This window comes from Aeromonas sp. FDAARGOS 1417 (assembly GCF_019046985.1).
GTDB lineage: Bacteria > Pseudomonadota > Gammaproteobacteria > Enterobacterales > Aeromonadaceae > Aeromonas > Aeromonas veronii.
In genome coordinates, this window is the sequence record NZ_CP077221.1 from 4245219 (window position 1) to 4264288 (window position 19070).

Annotated in this window: 15 protein-coding genes; 8 read left to right on the forward strand and 7 right to left on the reverse strand. The window is 59.8% G+C overall.

The genetic code is table 11. The features are described 5' to 3' along the window. Positions 1-42: 42 nt before the first annotated feature. From I6L47_RS19800 to I6L47_RS19820, 5 genes are all read right to left on the reverse strand, one after another. A complete protein-coding gene (locus tag I6L47_RS19800) occupies positions 43-2154 on the reverse strand; it encodes an alpha-amylase (RefSeq protein ID WP_216948166.1) in 2112 nt (703 codons plus the stop codon). A gap of 232 nt (positions 2155-2386) precedes the next feature. Next, positions 2387-3553: a hypothetical protein gene (locus tag I6L47_RS19805; RefSeq protein ID WP_042079851.1), complete on the reverse strand. Its 1167-nt coding sequence runs from the start codon at positions 3551-3553 to the stop codon at positions 2387-2389. Further along, complete coding sequence (locus tag I6L47_RS19810; RefSeq protein WP_005338463.1) at positions 3553-3924, reverse strand: GtrA family protein; 372 nt, start codon at positions 3922-3924, stop codon at positions 3553-3555. The genes I6L47_RS19805 and I6L47_RS19810 overlap by 1 nt, the downstream gene beginning before the upstream one ends. Then, positions 3921-4940, reverse strand: coding sequence for a glycosyltransferase family 2 protein (locus I6L47_RS19815; RefSeq protein ID WP_005338462.1), 1020 nt, complete (start codon positions 4938-4940; stop codon positions 3921-3923). The genes I6L47_RS19810 and I6L47_RS19815 overlap by 4 nt, the downstream gene beginning before the upstream one ends. 55 nt (positions 4941-4995) lie before the next feature. Beyond that, the gene (locus I6L47_RS19820) at positions 4996-5541 is read right to left on the reverse strand and encodes a hypothetical protein (RefSeq protein ID WP_216948167.1); all 546 of its coding nucleotides are present in this window, start codon (positions 5539-5541) and stop codon (positions 4996-4998) included. 316 nt (positions 5542-5857) lie between these two features. Between I6L47_RS19820 and I6L47_RS19825 the strand changes: the two genes are divergently transcribed. The 4 genes from I6L47_RS19825 (at position 5858) to I6L47_RS19840 (ending at position 9207) form a co-directional block, all read left to right on the forward strand. Further along, a complete protein-coding gene (locus tag I6L47_RS19825; RefSeq protein ID WP_216948168.1) occupies positions 5858-6622 on the forward strand; it encodes an ABC transporter substrate-binding protein in 765 nt (254 codons plus the stop codon). Between the two features lie 92 nt (positions 6623-6714). After that, positions 6715-8199 carry a murein L,D-transpeptidase gene (locus I6L47_RS19830; protein WP_005358830.1) on the forward strand — a complete coding sequence of 495 codons (1485 nt, stop codon included), beginning with the start codon at positions 6715-6717 and terminating at the stop codon, positions 8197-8199. Between the two features lie 163 nt (positions 8200-8362). Further along, the gene (locus tag I6L47_RS19835; protein ID WP_216949393.1) at positions 8363-8908 is read left to right on the forward strand and encodes a DUF882 domain-containing protein; all 546 of its coding nucleotides are present in this window, start codon (positions 8363-8365) and stop codon (positions 8906-8908) included. A gap of 47 nt (positions 8909-8955) precedes the next feature. After that, on the forward strand, positions 8956-9207 hold the full coding sequence (locus tag I6L47_RS19840; RefSeq protein WP_005338457.1) for a hypothetical protein: 252 nt from the start codon (positions 8956-8958) through the stop codon (positions 9205-9207). 85 nt (positions 9208-9292) lie between these two features. On the opposite strand, the gene I6L47_RS19845 is transcribed toward I6L47_RS19840, so the two are convergent. After that, positions 9293-9907: a trimeric intracellular cation channel family protein gene (locus tag I6L47_RS19845; protein ID WP_005338456.1), complete on the reverse strand. Its 615-nt coding sequence runs from the start codon at positions 9905-9907 to the stop codon at positions 9293-9295. A gap of 189 nt (positions 9908-10096) precedes the next feature. Here I6L47_RS19845 and I6L47_RS19850 point away from each other — a divergent pair. Next, positions 10097-11316, forward strand: a protein-coding gene (locus I6L47_RS19850; protein WP_216948169.1) for an IS3 family transposase whose coding sequence is annotated in 2 segments (ribosomal slippage) — positions 10097-10445 and positions 10445-11316 — 1221 coding nt in all. Because the reading frame shifts where the segments join, the coding sequence is not laid out codon by codon here. A 62-nt stretch (positions 11317-11378) separates the two neighbouring features. Here the strand turns inward: I6L47_RS19850 and cysZ are convergent. Beyond that, complete coding sequence (cysZ, locus tag I6L47_RS19855) at positions 11379-12143, reverse strand: sulfate transporter CysZ (RefSeq protein ID WP_005338455.1); 765 nt, start codon at positions 12141-12143, stop codon at positions 11379-11381. 213 nt (positions 12144-12356) lie between these two features. Between cysZ and I6L47_RS19860 the strand changes: the two genes are divergently transcribed. The 3 genes from I6L47_RS19860 (at position 12357) to ligA (ending at position 19022) form a co-directional block, all read left to right on the forward strand. After that, positions 12357-15731 (forward strand): AAA family ATPase, encoded by a 3375-nt coding sequence (locus I6L47_RS19860; RefSeq protein ID WP_216948170.1) that lies wholly within the window; start codon positions 12357-12359, stop codon positions 15729-15731. A 15-nt stretch (positions 15732-15746) separates the two neighbouring features. Next, the gene (zipA, locus tag I6L47_RS19865) at positions 15747-16916 is read left to right on the forward strand and encodes a cell division protein ZipA (protein ID WP_040066671.1); all 1170 of its coding nucleotides are present in this window, start codon (positions 15747-15749) and stop codon (positions 16914-16916) included. A gap of 99 nt (positions 16917-17015) precedes the next feature. Next, positions 17016-19022 carry an NAD-dependent DNA ligase LigA gene (ligA, locus tag I6L47_RS19870; RefSeq protein WP_216948171.1) on the forward strand — a complete coding sequence of 669 codons (2007 nt, stop codon included), beginning with the start codon at positions 17016-17018 and terminating at the stop codon, positions 19020-19022. Positions 19023-19070 lie beyond the last annotated feature (48 nt).

The window sequence follows — 19070 nt, forward strand, 5'->3', positions numbered from 1 at the left end:
CAGTGGCTCCCCTCTCTGCTGCTGGTATATATGGCCCAAGAGTTACTTCTGCCGGCCGGCAAAGACCACCACTACCTTGTCATCCCCCTTCTCCCGTACGAAGGCGTAGGGTGCATCCGAGAGTTTCTGGTGGCTGCCTGCCGCAATGGCCGGATGGGCGGCGCGGAACTGGCCCAGTTGCTGCCAGTGCTTGACCAGCTCAGCCTTGTCTCCGCTGGCCAGCTCCTGCCAGTTCATATCCGAGCGCAACGCCTGATCGAACACCCCGCCATCTTTGGCCAGCCCGCGGCCGGACTCGTCGCCGTAGTAGAGCTGGATGCCGCCCGGCAGCAGCATAAAGCTGTTGGCGACCCGGCGCTGTAGCGGCACATCCTGATAGTCGCCAAAGAACAGCTTGGTGTCGTGGGAGCTGATGTAGCTCAACACGTTGAACTCGGGATCCTGATTGATGCGGCTGGCGTAGCTGGCATAGGTGGGCTCGGCGCTGGCCATGCACTGGGCCTGTGACAGTGCGAACTCGCGCTGATAGTCGAAGTTGATCAGGGAATCGAAGCCGTTCTGATACCAGAAATCCTTGGCAACCCCGTGATCCCACACCTCACCCACCATGTAGAAGGGCAGATCGTCGAGGGCCTTGCCCGGGTTGTTAGTCTTCCACTCCTTGAGCGCAGCGGTGCCCGCCTGCTTGAGCTTGGCCCACACCTCGGGCTCCAGATGCTTGACGGTGTCGGCGCGGAAGCCGTCGATGCCAAAGCGACGCACCCAGTCGGTGTGCCAGGCGATGAGATAGTCGCTCACGGTAGCGTCGGGCAGCGCCTTGGCGAGGGTATCCTTTTTCGCCGCCAGCAATGGCGGCAGCCCTACCGGTTTGGCCGATTCGGTCAGAAAGTCCGGCAGCCCCGCTACCGAGCCGGTGACATCGTCGGTGCCGGGCTGCGGGTAGCCGGGCAGACCGGCGCGCACCCAGTCACCGCTCCACCATTTGTTCCACGCGGGTGATTGATAGTCGATGAACTGGTTGTAGCCATGCCAGTTGAGGCCGCCGCTCGGTCGCCACTGGTTCCAGACGGTCGGTAGTTTGCCGCTGTTCTGGGTCAGTTCGGTGAGCCCCAGATCTTGCAGATCGGCGAGGGTGGCGTAACCGGCGTGGTTCATCACCACGTCGAGGATGATCCGCATGCCGCGCTTGTGGGCCTCGTCCACCAGGGTTTTCAGACTCTCTTCATCGCCGTAGTTGGGGTCAATCTTGGTGAAGTCGAGCGCCCAGTAGCCGTGGTAGGCGTAGAAGGGGAAATTGCCCTGCTCGCCGCCACCAATGAAGCCGTGAACCTGCTCCACCATGGGGGTGATCCAGATGGCGTTCATGCCGAGGCTCTTGATGTAGTCGAGCTTCTCGGTCAGCCCCTTGAAGTCACCGCCATGCCAAGTGGCTACCTCATCCTGACCATCCTTCTGGCGGCCGAAGCTGTGGTCGTTGGCGGGGTCGCCGTTGTTGAAGCGGTCGGTCAGCAGGAAATAGACGCTCGCCTGATCCCAGTTGAACGGTGCTGGCTTGGCTGCCTTGACAGACTCGAGCAGCAGCAGGCCTCCGCTCTCTTTGCTCGGGGTCAGGGTCAGTTTGCCCTGTTTGACCACCGCCTCCTGTTTTGAGTAGGCATCCCTCAGTCGGGTACCGTCGGGCCAAGCCCCTTTCAGGGATACAGTGACCGGGCCGCCATCCCAGCTGATGCAGGGCTCTTGTGGTGGCTGGCGCTTGAACTCGCTCTTCTTGGTCGCCCGCAGCACCTTGAGGCTGGGGGTATCCGGGTTGAAGGTGAACTGATACTCCCCGGCCAGCATCACCCGCAGGGTAAAGCTCTGATCCTTGCTGCATTTGTCCATCGGCTGGGCGCTGCCGAAGGGGAGCGGCTTGCTCTCGCTCGGGCCAAAGCTGGTGCCGCAACTGTTGCCTGCGTCGCTGATGCGGATCTGGTGGCTCCCCTTGGCAAGGGTGTGGGTCAGCTCCACCGTGCCCTTGTCCAGTGCGATCGGAGTCGCCACCGGCTGACCATCCACATAGAGGTGAACCTCGGGGGCGGCCATCGCCTGTTGGGTGAACAGAGGGGCGGCCAGCAGGGCAAGCCAGAGAGGGGATAAGTGATGAGCACGACGCATAAGCTATTCCTTGAGCAGGGCAGTTCGGACAAGGGCCCATTCTAGGAGCAGCAAAGCGCGCCTTGGATCGGCAAAATGCCGATTTGTGACTTCAGTTCAAATGGTTACGTTTTCAAGCCGAGGAAAGTGTGACGGGGAGGAGAGGAGAGGGACGCTCTGTCGATAAAAATAGCGGCCATAAAAAATGCCGGTCAGGTGACCGGCATTTGGTGTATCAGGCATTGTCGTCACATCAGACGGTGAAGAACTTGAAGTTGACGAAGGCCACCGCGATGAAGGAGGCCACCATGCCGCTGATGCAGAGCACCGCCGGGCGGATGGCTGGCCAGCGATGGGTCAGCAGAATGATGGCCAGCAGGGTCGGGTAGAGCCCGAACATGTAGCGTGGCATGGCGTTGAGGCCGGTCATCAGCGGGATGGTGCAGCAGATGAACATCAGGGTCGCTTCCGCCCAGCGCTTCTGGCTGAACAGGTAACCGTTCAGGCACCAGCCGAAGATCACCATGATGGAGAGATAAGCCTTGCGGCCGCCCAGCTCGAAACCGCTCAGCCACCAGTCCAGCGGGCTGTCCATGTAGCGACCCCAAGCCACCTGAATGTGCTTGAAAGCAAAGGCATCACCGGTCAGGTGATAGAGGTAGACCATGTAGGCAAACAGGCCAAACGGGATCATCCAGAGGGTGAACACCACCTTGAAGGCGCGCTCGGTGAAGCGGAAAAATTCCCGCCAGCCGTAGGCTTGCAGCGCCAGGATCAGTACCGGGAAGACCATCATCACCCCCAGGTTGCGGGTGGCGGAGATACAGACCCCCAGCACGGCCACCATCAGCCACTGCTCCCGATAGGCGAACAGGAACATCCCCAGCATCAGCGCCATAAAGGTCGACTCGGTATAACCGGAGACGAAGTAGGCGGAGAAGGGGGAGAAGGCGAGCAGCCAGACGCCGAAGCGGGCGGTATCGTCCCCCAGCTTGAGCTGACGCAACACCAGCAGCATCAGCGGCAGGCTGGCGAAGAAGGAGATATTGGTAACAATGATGAGGCCGATCAGGCTCTCGACATTGAACAGGTTGGAGATGGCACCGGAGACCATCGGATAGAGAGGCATAAAGGCCCAGTTGGCCGCATTGCCCTTGCTCAGCCAGCGCGGGTAGAGGTCGTAGCCGTTCTCGATGATGCGCTGGAACCAGACGCAGTCGAACTGGCAATAGGCCTGCAGCGGGCCGATGTCGGGGGAGCCATAGAGCTGGACACCGAAGTAGCCCATGCCATACAGCGCCACCCGGCTCAGCATGAAGGCGGCGATGATCATCAGCCAGTCACGACCGCTGATGCGCAGTGACGGGCGATAGGGGAGTGCAGCCCCGGTTAGCGGGACAGTATTGGTCATATCATTCATCAGGCAAAAACCCAGACGCGAGAGAGAACGTAAGTGAGGACAGTAACGGTCAGGGTGGCGATGACCACCGGCAGCAGACCAGAGAGCCCTGCAAACAGCAGGCCGCTCAGGATCAGGTTACGCACCGCCAGCGAGAAGAGGGCGACCAGCAGAAACTTGCTGGCGGCTCCCTGCTTCTGGAAGGTGATGTAGCGGTGACCAAAGAAGGAGAACCAGAACGCGATGGCAAAAGCCAGCGTGGTAACCAGGTGCTCCGAGATGGTGGGCCAGGTATGAAACAGTGCGATGGAGGTGCCAAGGTCGACGAGGGTAGCCCCCCCGCCGACAAAACCGAAACGTACCAGCCGCCAGAATTCCTCGCGGGAGATCATTGAGGCGCTTGCTCCTGCTGCTCTTGCGGGTTGCTGTCAGCGCTCTGTGGTTTGGCCGCATCCTGCTTGGCATACTGGCCATAGACCCCTTCAATGAGGTAGACCGGGCGCTGTTTCACTTCCACAAACATGCGGCCGATGTATTCGCCGATGATGCCGAGCGACAACAGCTGGATACCGCCGAGGAACAGCACTACGGACATCAGTGAGGCATAACCGGGTACGTCGATGCCGAAGAAGACCACCTGGGTCACGATCTTGAGGATGTAGAGGAAGGCGACGAAGGAGACGCCGACACCCACATAGCTCCAGACCCGCAGCGGCCAGCTGGAGAAGCTGAGCAGACCGTCGAGGGCGAAGTTCCACAGTTTCCAGTAGTTGAATTTGGTTTCACCGGCGTGACGGGCCGGGCGCTCGTAGGGGACGCCAACGGCACGGAAACCGGCCCAGGCAAACAGACCCTTCATGAAACGGTTGCGCTCTGGCAGCAGCTTGATCGCCTCGACCACGCGACGGTCGATCAGGCGGAAGTCACCTGCGTTCTCCGGCAGCTTGGTGCTGGTGGAGAGGGCGTTGAAGAAACGGTAGAAGCCACCGGCAGTCAGGCGCTTCATCGGGGTATCGGCGCTGCGATCGACGCGGATGCCGTAGACGGTGTCATAGTCACCGGTCTGCCACAGTTTGACGAACTCCAGGATCAGGGCAGGCGGGTCTTGCAGATCCACGTCCATCGGCACGATGGCATCCCCTTTGGCCTGATGCAGACCGGCGGTCAAGGCCGCTTCTTTACCGAAGTTGCGTGCCAGGTTGACCAGGGTTACGCGCGGATCGCGGGCGATGGCCTGCTCGACCACTTCACGGGTGCGGTCACGGCTGCCATCGTTGACGAATACAATTTCAAGCTGGTCTTTCAGCGGGGCCAGTTCGTTGTCTATCGCGTTGATGAAGGCATCGATGCTCTCTTCCTCGTTGTAAACGGGAACGACCAGAGAGAGTCGAAAATCTGGATGCGACATAAGAACGTCCTTATTTGGGATAGTTGTTTTTATAAAATGGTATTCGGGGCAAGGATCACTGGGCTACGGTCAAACGTACCGACTGCACATTGATAGGAGTTGGTGCCGAGAGCGCCAGAAAATTGGGGCGCTTGGGATCTGCCGTGAGCGATTCACCGGGCAGACTGAGGCGGATTTCGTTGATGCCCGCTTTGGCCAGTTTCACCGTGGTGGTGAAGTCGTGACCCAGCGCTACTTTCAACAGGGCGCCGGCTTCCGGGCTATTGATGCGGGCCTGCACGGTAAGCTGATCAGGATTGGCCGCCTGCTTGGGCAGCACAAAGTAGAGACCGCCCTGACCGCTGAGCAAGGTACCTTCGTCGCTCGGCTTCTTGGCCCAGCCTTCGCTGGAGAGGAAGCGGCTCGGTTTGGTCAGATTGAGCTCGTTACCCGGCTGATAGGTCATGCTGGAGTTGTGTTCCCAGAAGCGGGTCTTGCCTTCCAGATAATAGAGTTTGTAGGCCAGGCTCACGTTGGGGTGAGCAGCCAGATAGAGGGTGTAAAGATAAAAACCGCTTAACGCCAGAATGGCAGTCAAAAAACCGAACTTTTTGTACGTCATATCACTCTCTATGCCTGACAGAATGGGTAGGCCGATGTCGCGCATATGCTAATCCAATTGCAAAAAAAGCATAGTGGATCACAAAAAAATATTTGGTCACATATTAACCCCTTTTTACCCCTGTTCCAAACGTTGCTGTTTCCCGGTTAAACAGGTCTGGCGGGGCGTAGGTTGCCAGTAGTGCTCCGGCAGGGCAATTGGCAAATAGAAGCGCTTTGCTGCGTCATTTTCTAGCGGATGCGATAGTCATCTGGCCTCTATCGCCATTTTGCAGGGGGCGATTTATGATGACTCACCTATTCGTCAAGGATGACATATGAAGTGGCTCTTTTGCTGTCTGTTGCTTGGATTATGGGCGCCAATGGCATTGGCCAAGGCCCTGTGTCCCGAGCCCATTCAGGTCGGTTACGATAACTGGCCCCCCTACCATTATTACGAAGCCGACTCACCGCAAGAGGTGCGCGGTTATGCCGCCGAGGTGCTGACGGCTGTGCTCACTTCCATGCACTGCAAGGTCAACTATGTGGAGCTGCCCTGGAAGCGGGTACTGCACGAAATGGAATATGGTGAGATAGACATGGCGATGGAGGCGAATATCAATGATGAGCGCGCCCGTTATGCCTGGTTTTCCGACGCCTACAACCCGGGGCGCACCTTGCTGTGGATCCGCAAGGGCAGCCACTATCCCGAGCAGGATCTGGCGAGCTGGCTGGCCAGTGGTTACTCCCTCGGTGTCACCAAAGAGTACTTCTATGGCGATGAAGTGATGTCGCTGCTCGCTCGCTATGCCAAACAGGTGAGTGCGGTGAGCGACCAGCAAAATTATGAGAAGCTGGCCCGCGGGCGGATCGACGGTTTTCTCGGTGACATGCTAGCTACCCCCAGCGCCCTTAACAAGGAGGGGATGAGCGGTCTGTTCACCAGTCACCCCATGGTGGTATCTGAATCGCCAAGCTTCTTTATGTTGGGCAAGCGCAGCTTTTCGCCGCAGTTCTTGCAACAATTCAATCAGGCGTTGGCGCGGTTCAAGGAGACAGATGCGTATGACATTATCTGGCAGCGTTATGCCCCCGGGCGCTAGCAAAGTATTGGCCGTTCACGCATCATGAGCGGCCTGAGCATCGGGTCTGCTTGTCAGGCCTGACAGAGTGAACAAACCGTTTTGAGGTACCCATGGGGATGAAGTATTGGCTGGCCCTTGCCAATCTGGTATGGCTGGGATGTTTGCCCGCTGGCGCGGTACATGCGACCGAAGCACAAGTTGTGGTGGCGGCCAGTGAAACCGGACACGACTGGTATCAGGGCAGTCAGGCCGAACAGGCCCGTGTCGAGCTGGAGCAGCAGTTGCAAGAGGCTGTGCTTGCCCAGCTGCATCCCGATTTTTTCACGCTGTGGAAGCGTCTGCAGGCCACCCCAGCAGACAAGCGTGGTGCCATCTATGACGACATTTTTACCAAGCTGAGCCGTTTCCAGCACGCCTGGCGGGGGATGGATCTGGTCTCTCGCGAGCAGATGAAGACTCTCAAGCTCGATTTGAACCGCCCTGTGGTGACCCAGCCCAGCGATGATGACCTGCTCACCCAGGTGAAATCCCTGCGCCCTCAGGTGGCGGAATACGAGGCGGTGCGGGCCAAAGTGCACAAACTGCTGGCAATGCCGATGGCCAGCAAGTGGCCGACCCTCGATATGCCGACCCTGCGTGCCGGAGAGAGCTCCGCCGAGCTCGGCCAAATCCGCGCCATGCTCAACGAGCTGGGCGACAGCGCCCCGAGCCATGGTGATCAGATTTACGATGGTGATACCGAGCAGGCCATCAAGCAGTTCCAGCGTCGTCACGGTCTCACCGCAGACGGCATCATCGGCCGTCAGACCCGCTCCTGGCTCAATACCGGCCCGCAAGTGCGCGCCAGCCTGCTGTTGCGCAACCTGTGGCGTCGCGATCTGGTGGATCAACTCGCCGGTGGCCGCTACGTGCTGGTCAATATTCCTGACTACCGTCTGAGCGTGGTGGAGTCCGGCAACGAGGTGTTTACCAGCCGGGTTATCGTCGGCAAGGAGCAGCGGGCCACGCCCATTCTGGCCAGCGAAATTCGCTCCATCGTGCTCAACCCCTCCTGGCATGTGCCGCGCTCGATCCTGAGCAAGGACATCCTGCCCAAGCTGGGTCGCGATCCCGCCTATTTGAGTCGCGAGCAGTTCGAGGTGATCGACAGCGAGGGCAATCCGGTCCAGTTTACCGAAGAGGGGTGGCATCAGGCGCTGGCCGCCGGTTTCCCCTATCGCCTGCGGCAAAAGCCGGGTGATCACAATGCCCTGGGGCGCTACAAGTTCTACCTGCCCAACAATGACGCCATCTATCTGCACTCCACCCCGCGCAAGGCGTTGTTCGAACAGGGGGCGCGCGCCTTCAGTTCGGGCTGCATCCGGGTGGAACATGCGGACGATCTGGCCGAGCTGTTGTTGGCGGACTCCCGCTATCAGCCGGACAAGGTGGCCAATATCCTCAAGGAGAGCCAGACCAAATGGTTGCCGCTCACCACGCCTATCCCGGTCTTTACCGTCTACTGGAGCAGCTGGATCGACGAAAATGGTCGCCAGCAATTGCGTAACGACATCTACGGATTTGATCGGGTCAGCTTCCAGAGCCGCCTGCTGTGATCCCTGCCACAGAGTGAAAAGCCCGGCCTGTGCCGGGCTTTTCTATGGGCTATTGAGGTTTGACAGGGCCCCCGCTGGAGGGTAGTTTCAAGCGCCTGTATCACATTCAATCAGTGATCTTATTCAACTATTTTCGCTTGAATCTGCGATGGACGAACCCCTTATGCTGGAACAAGAGATAAGTCGACGTCGCCTGTTGCTGGGAGCCGGTTGCCTGCTGGGCAGCTCGCTGATCTCCTTCCCTGCACTGGCCAGCCGCAGTACCACCGGGCGTGAACTCAGTTTTTTCAATCTAAATACCGGCGAGCGGGTGCGCGCCAGCTATTGGGAGAACGGCCACTATCTGAGCGACGGATTGGCCGAGCTCAATCACATCTTCCGCGATTATCGGCGCAACGAAGTGTTCAATATCGACAAGAAGTTGTTTGATCAGCTGTTCCTGTTGCAGCACAAGCTGGGTCGGCGCAGCGAAATCCAGCTGATCTCCGGCTATCGCGCCCCGGCGACCAATCGTCAGAAGCGCCACAAGAGCCGCGGCGTGGCCAAGCACAGCTACCACACCCTGGGGCAGGCGGTGGATGTGCGGATCCCCGGCGTACAGCTGGTCCATCTGCGCAAAGCGGCGCTCCAGCTCAAGGTGGGTGGGGTTGGTTACTATCCCCGTGATAACTTCGTTCACCTCGATACCGGCCCGGTGCGCAGCTGGTAAAGGGGTTGGCAAACTGCCAAGCTCTTCCCACCAGAGAGGAGATAGCGATGAAAAAGATAGTGATTGGCGGCCTGATCGCCCTGTTATTGACCGGTTGCAGCAAGCTCAATCGTGAAAATTACGACCAGTTGAAGATGGGGATGAGTTACGCCGAGGCCAGCACCATTCTGGGCAAGGCGGAGCGCTGTGATGATGCGCTGGGCACCACCAGCTGCCTCTGGGGCGGGGAAGGGAAGAACATCAAGATCCGCTTTATCGCCGACAAGGCGACCTTCTTCAGCTCGGAAGGGATTAACTGAGTCGCAGAGCGTCCATGAAAAAAGCGCCACTCGGGCGCTTTTTTGTTGCTCGTAATCCGACCCGCTTCGCCAAAAGCTGGCGTACTCAGTGGGTCGCGTACTGGTAGTTGAAGGTGGGCAGACCCCACTTGAAGCGTACCGCCAGCAGCCGCAGTACAAAGCCGATTCCGATGGAACCGAACGCGGCCCAGTTGGTCGGCAAGCCCTGATCCAGCGCCAGACAGTAGAGGGCTGCGGTGATCAGCGAAATGGCTGCATAGAGCTCGCGACGAAATACCAGTGGAATCCGTTGGCAGAGCAGATCCCGCAGCACCCCGCCAAAGACTCCGGTCACCACCGCCATGATGCAGGCAATACCGGCGCCGTGGCCCATATCCAGCGCCCGGGCCGCACCGAAGATGGAGAAGACCACCAGTCCCAGGGCATCGAGGGCCATGAACAGCTTGCCGAGATAGCGCATCAGGGGGGCGGAGACCACACCCGCCATCGCGGCTGCCGCAACCAGCAGCACATATTCCGGATGTTCAATCCAGAGCAGCGGATAGTGGCCGAGCAGCACATCGCGAATGGTGCCACCACCGATGGCCGTCGCCGAGGCGATGATCACCACACCAAACAGATCCATCCGTCGCCGACCCGCGGCCAGCGCGCCGGTCATCCCTTCGGCCACCAGGCCCACCAAGAAGAGTGCATGTAACATGAGATATCCCAGGGAACGAGAAAGGCCAGAATCCTACCAACTCGTGTCATATGGGACAAGCTATCGAATGCATGCATTAATTTAATTCATGCTAAATGCGAAAAAGGCACCGTTTCGGGTGCCTTTTTCTAATCAATGTGCCGTCCTGAATATGGTTTACACCTTTCCCCCCAATAAATGGAGAACTCGATGGGACAAGGTGTGAAACGGACACAGCGCGATTACTCGCTGACTTTTAAACTGGCACTGGTCGAGCAGATTGAAAAAGGCGAGCTCACCTACAAACAGGCTCAGGTGCGTTATGGCATTCAGGGCCGTTCCACCGTTCTGGTATGGTTGCGTAAACATGGTCGGCAAGATTGGAGCCAGGGGGCTTCTGTACGTGCCGGCAGGAGCATCACCATGCCTGACCACGACAACCAGACGCCAGAACAGCGCATCAAGGAACTTGAGCAGCAGCTGGCGCTGATGAGCCAGAAGGCCCAGTTCTTCGAGGCCGTCGTCGATGTACTGAAGAATGACTACGGCGTCTCCATCGTAAAAAAGCGACCCGGCAAGTCCTCTCGCAGCGGCAAGTCGAGAGGCTGACCATTGTCAGGGCTTGCCTGTTTCTGGGGATAAGCCGGCAGGCTTACTACAAGCGCAATCGGGTCGCTGACGAGCGCCATGCACAGGGATTGCAGGTGGTGCGCTTCGTGCGTCAGGTTCGACTGCGACAACCTCGGGTGGGCACTCGCAAGCTGCATTATCTGCTGCAGGGTCAGGATGATGGCGGGCTCAAGGTCGGGCGTGACAGGCTGTTTCAGATATTGGCCGAGCACCGCTTGCTGGTGCTGCCCAGACGGGCGTATCACAAGACCACCCACAGTTTTCACCGTTTCTACCGTCATCCCAACTTGCTCAAGGCGGGGCCAGAGCAGGTCACACCGGTGGCCCCGGAGCAGGTCTGGGTCGCTGACATCACCTATCTGCCAGCCAGGAGCGGACCGCTGTACCTGAGCCTGGTGACGGATGCCTACTCACGCAAGATAGTAGGCCACCACGTACACGAAGGGATGCACGCCGAATCGGTGGCGATGGCGTTCAAGAAAGCACTGAAGCAACGACGTGGCGGCGGGGAGCTAATCCATCACTCGGACCGCGGCGTGCAGTATTGCTCGGGGCTGTATCAGTCATTACATGAACGGTACGGGGTGAAATGCTCGATGACGGATGGGTATGACTGTTACCAGAATGCGTTGGCGGAGCGGGTGAACGGGATTTTGAAAGGAGAGTTATTGTTGCAAAGCCCGCAGGATTTGACGCAAGCGCGGGAAATGGTGCGTGAAGCGGTGGATATTTACAACGCAGAGCGGCCGCATCATGCGTTGAAATACAGAACCCCCGATGCGGTACATAGGGGGTTCTGAGTAGAGAAATGCTAGTTGAAAATGTGTAAACCTATTTCAGGACTAGACACAATGTTCAAGGGTTAGCGCCCCAACTGCTCCTGCCGGTAGTGATCGACCCACATGGCGGTGGCGCCACAGATGGCGACCGGCATCACGAAGAGGTTCACCACCGGAATGGCGGAGAAGAGGGTCACCAAAGCGCCGAAGCTGAGGCATTTGCCACGGCGTTGCTTCAAGGCATCGCGCATGGTGATGAAGTCGATCTTGTGGTTGTCGAACGGATAATCCACATACTGGATCGCCATCATCCAGGCGCTGAACAGGAACCAGAGCACCGGCGCCAGGGTCTGGCCCACCACCGGGATCAGAAACAGGATCAGGCAGCCGATAGCCTTGGGCAGGTAATACTTCAGCTTGGTCCATTCGCGGCCGAAGGTGCGTGGCACATCCTTGACGATATCCAGCATGCCGCTGTCATTGGCAGGCTGGCCGGTGAGGATCTGCTCCACCTTCTCCGCCAGCAGGCCGTTGAAGGGAGCGGCTACCCAGTTGGCAACCGAGCTGAAGATAAAGGAGAAGACCACCAGTATGGTGATGAGGGCGATGGGCCACAGCAGATAGTCCAGCCAGTCGAGCCAGGCGGGGATCTGCTGATGGAGCCATGCGAACAGGCCGTCCAGTTGCAGCAAAAGGGCATAGAAGGCCCCGGCAAACAGCACGAAGTTGACCAGCAGGGGGATCAGCACAAAGGTGCGGATGCCCGGTTGGCGAATAAGGGAAAACCCGCGCAGGAAATAGTCTGCACCGCTGATTGAATCTTTGACCATATGGGGTGATTGGCTCATGTGAGCTCCATCTATGCATGGGAGAACTGCCAGCATATTACAAACAAGCCTTTGATTTGGTAAAGTCGCCGACTATTCCTTATTTCGTGCCGTGGCGACCAAAAATCGGGCATGAATGGGGATGATGCCTGCATATTACAAACAAAGCCGGGTCTGGATTTGGTAAAGTCACCTGCCCGCATCCTCTTTATTTAGCCACTGATACAGGTCGCCATGCGTCTGAAACTGATCAAACTCGCCGGCTTCAAGTCGTTCGTCGAGCCGACCCGCATAGAACTGTCGGCAGACATGACCGCCGTGGTGGGCCCTAACGGCTGTGGCAAATCCAACGTCATCGACGCAGTGCGCTGGGTGCTGGGGGAGAGTTCCGCCCGTCATCTGCGCGGTGAGAACATGACCGATGTCATCTTCAACGGCTCTATCAATCGCAGTGCGCACGGGCGCGCCTCGGTCGAGCTGGTGTTCGACAATCCCCACAACCGGGTGCCCGGCGAGTTCGGTCGCTTTACCGAGATCTCGGTGCGCCGCGAAGTGCTGCGCGATGGCTCCAACCACTATCAGATCAACGGTCAAAAGTGCCGCCGCAAGGATGTGACCGACCTCTTCCTCGGCACAGGTCTTGGCCCCCGCAGCTACGCCATCATCGAGCAGGGCACCGTCAGCCGACTGGTGGAGTCACGTCCGGCCGATCTCAAACTCTTTATGGAGGAGGCTGCCGGGGTTTCTCGCTACAAGGAGCGGCGCCGCGAGACCGAGCAGCGCATTCGTCACACCCAGGAGAACCTGGAGCGCCTCGGCGATATTCGCGGCGAGCTGGGCTCGCGCCTTGACCACCTCAAAGCCCAGGCCGAAACGGCCGAGCGCTACAAACAGCTCAAGAGTCGTTCGCGCGCAGCTCGCGCCGAGCTGATTGGCTCCGAGTTGTGGGCGCTGGAGACGCGCCTTGGCGAGGCTAAAACAGAGCTGGCGCAGGCCGAGCAGGCGCTGGCGGCGCTCGATGCCAAGCGCACCGCCGATGAGGGGCGCCACGTCACCCTGTCGGTCGCCAGACAAGAGGCGCAAGCCGAACAGGCGAGCCGCCAGCAACAGATTTTTCTCGGCGGGCAGGCCATCGCCCGTCTCGAGCAACAGCAACTGCACCAGAGTGAACTGGGGCGCGACTGGCAGGCCCGTGCAGAGGCACTCGGTGAGCGGATTGCTACCCGCAAGGCGCAGCTTGCCAGCCAGCAGGATCAACTGACCGAAGGGGTATTGCGCGCCGAGCAGCAGAGCGCCCGGCTGGAGCAGTGTGAGCAGTTGCTTACCGAGCAGCAGGAGGCCCGCCAGCACGCCAGCGAGCAGCTGGAGCAGGCCCGCCTGCGCCAGCTGCAGTGGCAGCAACAGTTGGCCGGGTTGCAGGGGCAGCTCAACCAGACCCGTACCCGGTTGGGTGGTTTGCAGGAGCTGCAGGCCAAGACCCGGCTGGCCCGCCTCAAACTGGAAGATGAACGCGCGGGACCCCTCGGCACAGAGGCCGACGATCTGCAACCGGCCCTCGATGTCCTGAGTGGTGAGCTGGAGCTGAAGAGGGCTGCCAATGGCGAGCTGACCGAGCAGCTGGCGCAGGCGGTCGACGCCCATGAACAACTCAAGCAGCAGCATGGCCAGCAATTGAGCCTGCAGCGGGAGTTGGAGGCGCGGCTGGCGACCCTGGATCAGATCCTCGGCGAACAGATGGAGGGGGCGACTCTGGCCGACCGGTTGCAGGTGGCCCCCGAGTGGGCACAGGCACTCGACAAGGTGCTGGGTCGCTGGCTCACCGCAACGCCAGCGGACGAGTGCAATCTGGCGCAAGAGGGGCTCTGGATTGGCCCGGCGCAACCGGCGGTTGCCGGTACGCTGGCGGCGCAACTGGGCGGCGAGCACATTCCCGCCTTCCTCAATGCCATCTGGTTGGTGGAGAGCCGGGAGGCCGCATTGGCCCGCCAGCCAAGCCTAGCGGCAGGTGAGTCGGTACTGACTCCTGCTGGCGACTGGCTGGGGCCAAACTGGGCTGATCTGGGACAGGGTGCGGCGCTCGGCACCATGGCGCTGCTCGGTGAGCGTGAGCGGTTGCATACCGAGCAGGAGAGGGTTGCCGAGGGGCTGGCACAGCTGAGTGAGCAACTTGTTGCAGCCGATGCCCGGCGCGCCCAGCTTGCCAGCGCGCAGGAGTTGTCGCAGCGAACCTTGCGCGAGCAAGAGCAGAAATGGCAACAACTGCGCGAAGCCTGGAGCCTGCAACAGGGTCAGCGGCAGGAGCGGTTGCAGCGGCTCGGTCAGCTCGACGAAGAGCTGATCCGGCTCGATCAGGAGCAGGCCGAAGAGGCAGAGCGACTGGCCAGCGCCCGTGAACAACTGGAACTCGATGAGGCGCGCCTTGCCGAGTTGCAGGAGCAGGGGGAGCCGCTGACACAAGGGTTACAGGTTGCTCAGGCGCTGTTGACCCGCTGCGAGCGGGCGGTCGACGAGGCCCGTGTGCGCCGCGAGCAGCAACAAGCGGCCTGCCAGCGTTTGCAACTGGAGTTGGGCAATCTGAGCCAACTCATTACCCTGGGCGAAGAGGAGTTGGCGAGGCTCGGGCTGGAGCTGGCCGGGCTGAAAGGGCCGGATAGCGAAGCAGTGCCGGATCTGGCGCCCCTGCTGGCTGAGCAGCGCAATCTGGAGGCGCAGCAGCTCGCCTGTCATCAACGGCTTGCGGAGCTGGAGCGCCAGTTGGGTGAGCTGGAACAGGCCAGAAGTGCCGATCACAAGCAGCTGGTGACGTTGCAGGAGAAGCTGGCAACCCTGCGTCTTGAGCGTGAACGCAACCTCACCCGTCGACAGGGGTTGCACGAGCAGTTCGAAGAGCTGGGGGTTCGACTGGTGGATCTCGATCAGGCGGTGCTGATCGCCGCAGATCGCGGCAAGCTGCGGCAGGAGATCCAGACTCTGGAGGCGCAAGTGGAAGCGCTTGGCGCCATCAACCTGGCGGCGCTGGAGGAGTATGAAGAGGCGAAAACCCGGTCAACCTATCTCGAAAATCAGTGTCAGGATCTCGAGCAAGCACTGGAAACCTTGAGCCAAGCCATTAAAAGAATTGATAAAGAGACACAAATACGGTTCCGGGACACTTTCGATAAGGTCAACGAAGATTTAAAATCCCTGTTTCCAAAAGTGTTCGGTGGGGGCAGTGCCTGGCTTGAGCTTACCTCCGATGATCTTTTGGAGGCCGGAGTGAGCATCATGGCGAGACCTCCGGGTAAGAAGAATGCTACCATTGCCCTGCTTTCCGGGGGGGAGAAGGCGTTAACCGCGCTTGCGCTGGTTTTTGCCATCTTCAGACTCAACCCAGCACCTTTTTGTCTGCTGGATGAGGTGGATGCACCGCTCGATGAAGTGAACGTCGGTCGCTTCTGTTCTCTTGTCAAAGAGATGTCGAGCACAGTACAGTTCGTTTACATCAGTCATAATAAGGTCTCCATGGAGATGGCTGAGCAGCTGGTTGGCGTCACGATGCAAGAGCCCGGGGTTTCTCGCATTGTGTCGGTCGATATCGGTGAAGCCGTCGCTTTGGCTGAGCAAAACTAGAAAGAGAAGCAGCTAATGCAGGAATTGCGTTACATCTTGGTTGCCCTGGGCGGTATTGCTATTGCGGCATTGCTCATTCACGGGTTGTGGAGCAACAAAAAGAATCGTCAGGCACCGATCAAAGAGAAACCGATTGGACGGATGGACTCCAAGTCGCGGGATCGTGATAACGATGCCTTCGACAGCGATGGCATCGGCCAGGTACGTGTGGTCAGTGGTGGCCGTCGTGCCGAGCCCAAGCTGCGCAGTGAAGAGAGCCGCCAGCCGGAACTCGGTCGTCGCCCTGCCGTCCCCGCCTTTGATGATGAAGATGACGAGGACGATCTGCCGCCGCCCGTAGTGCGCAAGCCTGCTGCCCGCCCGGTTCCGCCGCCTCCTGTCTATGAAGAGGAGGAAGCGTTCGATGAACCGCTGCCCGAGGAGATCGACGAGGCGCCCGCCGCGCCGGTGCGCAAACCTGCTCAGGTCAATCGTCGTACCCCGGTCTACCGTTCCCGTCCCCAGCGCGAGCCCATGATGCAGTCGCTGGATGACGAGCCGCTGGTCGAGCCCGCTTACGCGACCGCCCCGACTTTTGGTGCCCGTGCAGAGACAGTCCGTACCGCTGACACCGTTCGTGCCGAACCGGTGCGTGCACCCGAGCCGGAATATCAGCCGCAGCCCCGTCATGTGGCTCCCGAGCCTGTTTATGAAGAGCCGGCCTATGTGGCACCTGCTCCTGTGGTGGAAGAGCCGCGCATGGCCCCCCAGCCGGTCGAGAAGATCTGGCAGGATGTCTATGTCATCAACCTGATGGGCCGTCCGGGTCACGACTTGCAAGGTGCGACCCTGCTCTCATCCCTGATGGCGCTGGGCTTCAAGTTTGGCGAGATGGATATTTTCCACCGTCACGAAGATCCCAACGGTAAGGGTGAAGTGCTCTTCTCCATGATCAACATGGTCAAGCCGGGTACTTTCAATCCCTATCGGATGGAGCAGTTCACCACGCCGGGTGTCTCCCTGTTCATGCAACTGCCGTTGCGCAGCAATGCCGCGTTTGCCTTCGAGGATATGCTGCAAGCTGCCGATCAGCTGGCCAGCGATCTCGATGCCATGCTGACAGATATGGATCGCAGCCCGCTGAGCGACGAGACCATTGCCCGTTACCGTCACGAGCTGGCTGCCTACGAGGCCAGTCGCGACTAATACGCCATGCGGGTCGAGTGAAGAAAAAGTGCGGTACCCAGGTACCGCATTTTTGTTTCTACCCCGACCGTATGTTCAATCACACTTCGAGACTTTTTCATGAGCGACACTCTCTCCCGCCACCGTCAATTGTGTGAACTGCTTACCGAATATGGTCATCAGTACTATGTGCTGGATAACCCCACAGTGCCGGATGCCGAATACGATCGCCTGATGCGCGAGTTGATTGCGCTGGAGGCCGACCATCCCGAGCTGAAAACCCCGGCTTCCCCGAGCGTGCGGGTCGGCGGTCAGCCGCTGACCGCCTTCAAACAGGTGCGCCACGAAATCCCTATGCTGAGTCTGGACAACGTCTTTAGCAGCGAAGAGCTGCAGGCGTTCGAACAGCGCATGAGCGATCGCCTCAAGCGTGACGTGCGTTTCACCTTCTGCTGCGAGCCCAAGCTCGATGGCTTGGCGGTGAGCCTGCTCTATGTAAATGGTCAGCTGGTGCAGGCGGCCACCCGGGGCGATGGCGCCACTGGTGAGGAGATCACCGAGAACGTGCGTACCATCAAGGCCATTCCGCTCGCATTGCGTGGCTCTGGCTGGCCCGATCGGCTGGAGGTGCGTGGCGAAGTCTTTATGCCCAAAGCAGGTTTTGAGGCGATGAACGCCAAGGCGCTGGCCGCGGGCGAGAAGGTATTCGTCAACCCGCGCAATGCCGCTGCTGGCAGCCTGCGTCAGCTCGATTCACGCATCACCGCCAGCCGTCCCCTGAGCTTTTACGCCTATGGCGTGGGGGTGGGGGGCGAGCAACTGGGCGACTCCCACTTTGGTCGCCTTCATCAGCTCAAGGAGTGGGGGCTGCCGCTCAGTCCCGAGGTGAAGCTCAAAGAGGGAGCTGCCGGTTGTCAGGCGTTCCACGACGACATTCTGGCCCGCCGTGGCGAGCTCCCTTACGAGATCGACGGTGTGGTCTACAAGGTGGATGCCATCCCCTTGCAGGAAGAGCTGGGCTTTGTGGCCCGCGCCCCGCGCTGGGCGACCGCCCACAAGTTCCCGGCGCAGGAAGAGATGACAGAGCTTGAGAACGTCGAGTTTCAGGTCGGCCGCACCGGCGCCGTGACCCCGGTGGCCAAGCTCAAGCCGGTGTTTGTCGGCGGCGTGACCGTTTCCAACGCCACCTTGCATAATGCCGATGAGATCGAGCGCCTTGGCGTGATGATTGGCGATACCGTGATCGTGCGCCGGGCGGGGGATGTGATCCCGCAGATCGTGGCCGTGGTGGAGGCACAGCGCCCTGTTGATGCGCGCGAAATTCTATTCCCGACCGAGTGTCCGGTCTGTGGCTCTGCGGTCGAGCGGCTGGAAGGGGAAGCGGTTGCCCGCTGCTCCGGTGGCCTGTTCTGCGAGGCGCAGCGCAAGGAGGCGATCAAGCACTTCGCCGCCCGTCGCGCCATGGATGTGGACGGCCTTGGCGACAAGATTGTCGAGCAGCTGGTAGACAAGGGGCTGGTGAAAACTCCCGCCGATCTGTTCAGCCTCAATGCCATCCAGCTGGCCGGTCTTGAGCGGATGGGGCAAAAATCGGCCCTCAATCTGGTAGCCGCCATCGATGCGGCCCGCAACACCACCCTGCCGCGCTTCCTGTTTGCTCTGGGGATCCGCGAAGTAGGGGAGGCGACTGCGCTCAATCTTGCCAACCACTTCCTCACCCTGGATGCCCTGCGCGCTGCCTCGGTGGAGCAACTGCTCGAAGTGGCCGATGTGGGCGATGTGGTGGCCAAGCATGTCTACTACTTCCTGCGTCAGCCCCACAACGTGGAGGTGCTGGAAGCCTTGCTGGCTGCCGGCATCCACTGGCCGGCCATCGAGAAGAGAGAGGCCGCGGAGCAACCCTTTGCCGGCAAGACCTTCGTGCTGACCGGCACCCTGACCACCTTGTCGCGCAACGACGCCAAGGCGGCGCTGCAGGCGCTGGGAGCCAAGGTGGCGGGTTCGGTATCTGCCAAGACCGATGTGCTGGTCGCGGGGGAAGCGGCCGGTTCCAAGCTGACCAAGGCGCAGGAGCTCGGCATTACCATCTGGACCGAAGAGGAGCTGCAACAGGCGTTGCAGGGCTGATAGCTCTCACCAAGCCTGCTAACCGCAGCACCCGATAAAAGAGAACCC

Coding starts and splice junctions, on each gene's coding strand:
- I6L47_RS19815 (WP_005338462.1), bottom strand. CDS start 4,940: ATGTCGCATCCAGATTTTCGACTCTCTCTGGTCGTTCCCGTTTACAAC.
- I6L47_RS19830 (WP_005358830.1), top strand. CDS start 6,715: ATGGGGATGAAGTATTGGCTGGCCCTTGCCAATCTGGTATGGCTGGGA.
- I6L47_RS19805 (WP_042079851.1), bottom strand. CDS start 3,553: ATGAATGATATGACCAATACTGTCCCGCTAACCGGGGCTGCACTCCCC.
- I6L47_RS19800 (WP_216948166.1), bottom strand. CDS start 2,154: ATGCGTCGTGCTCATCACTTATCCCCTCTCTGGCTTGCCCTGCTGGCC.
- I6L47_RS19835 (WP_216949393.1), top strand. CDS start 8,363: ATGCTGGAACAAGAGATAAGTCGACGTCGCCTGTTGCTGGGAGCCGGT.
- I6L47_RS19810 (WP_005338463.1), bottom strand. CDS start 3,924: ATGATCTCCCGCGAGGAATTCTGGCGGCTGGTACGTTTCGGTTTTGTC.
- I6L47_RS19840 (WP_005338457.1), top strand. CDS start 8,956: ATGAAAAAGATAGTGATTGGCGGCCTGATCGCCCTGTTATTGACCGGT.
- I6L47_RS19860 (WP_216948170.1), top strand. CDS start 12,357: ATGCGTCTGAAACTGATCAAACTCGCCGGCTTCAAGTCGTTCGTCGAG.
- I6L47_RS19825 (WP_216948168.1), top strand. CDS start 5,858: ATGAAGTGGCTCTTTTGCTGTCTGTTGCTTGGATTATGGGCGCCAATG.
- ligA (WP_216948171.1), top strand. CDS start 17,016: ATGAGCGACACTCTCTCCCGCCACCGTCAATTGTGTGAACTGCTTACC.
- I6L47_RS19820 (WP_216948167.1), bottom strand. CDS start 5,541: ATGACGTACAAAAAGTTCGGTTTTTTGACTGCCATTCTGGCGTTAAGC.
- cysZ (WP_005338455.1), bottom strand. CDS start 12,143: ATGAGCCAATCACCCCATATGGTCAAAGATTCAATCAGCGGTGCAGAC.
- I6L47_RS19845 (WP_005338456.1), bottom strand. CDS start 9,907: ATGTTACATGCACTCTTCTTGGTGGGCCTGGTGGCCGAAGGGATGACC.
- zipA (WP_040066671.1), top strand. CDS start 15,747: ATGCAGGAATTGCGTTACATCTTGGTTGCCCTGGGCGGTATTGCTATT.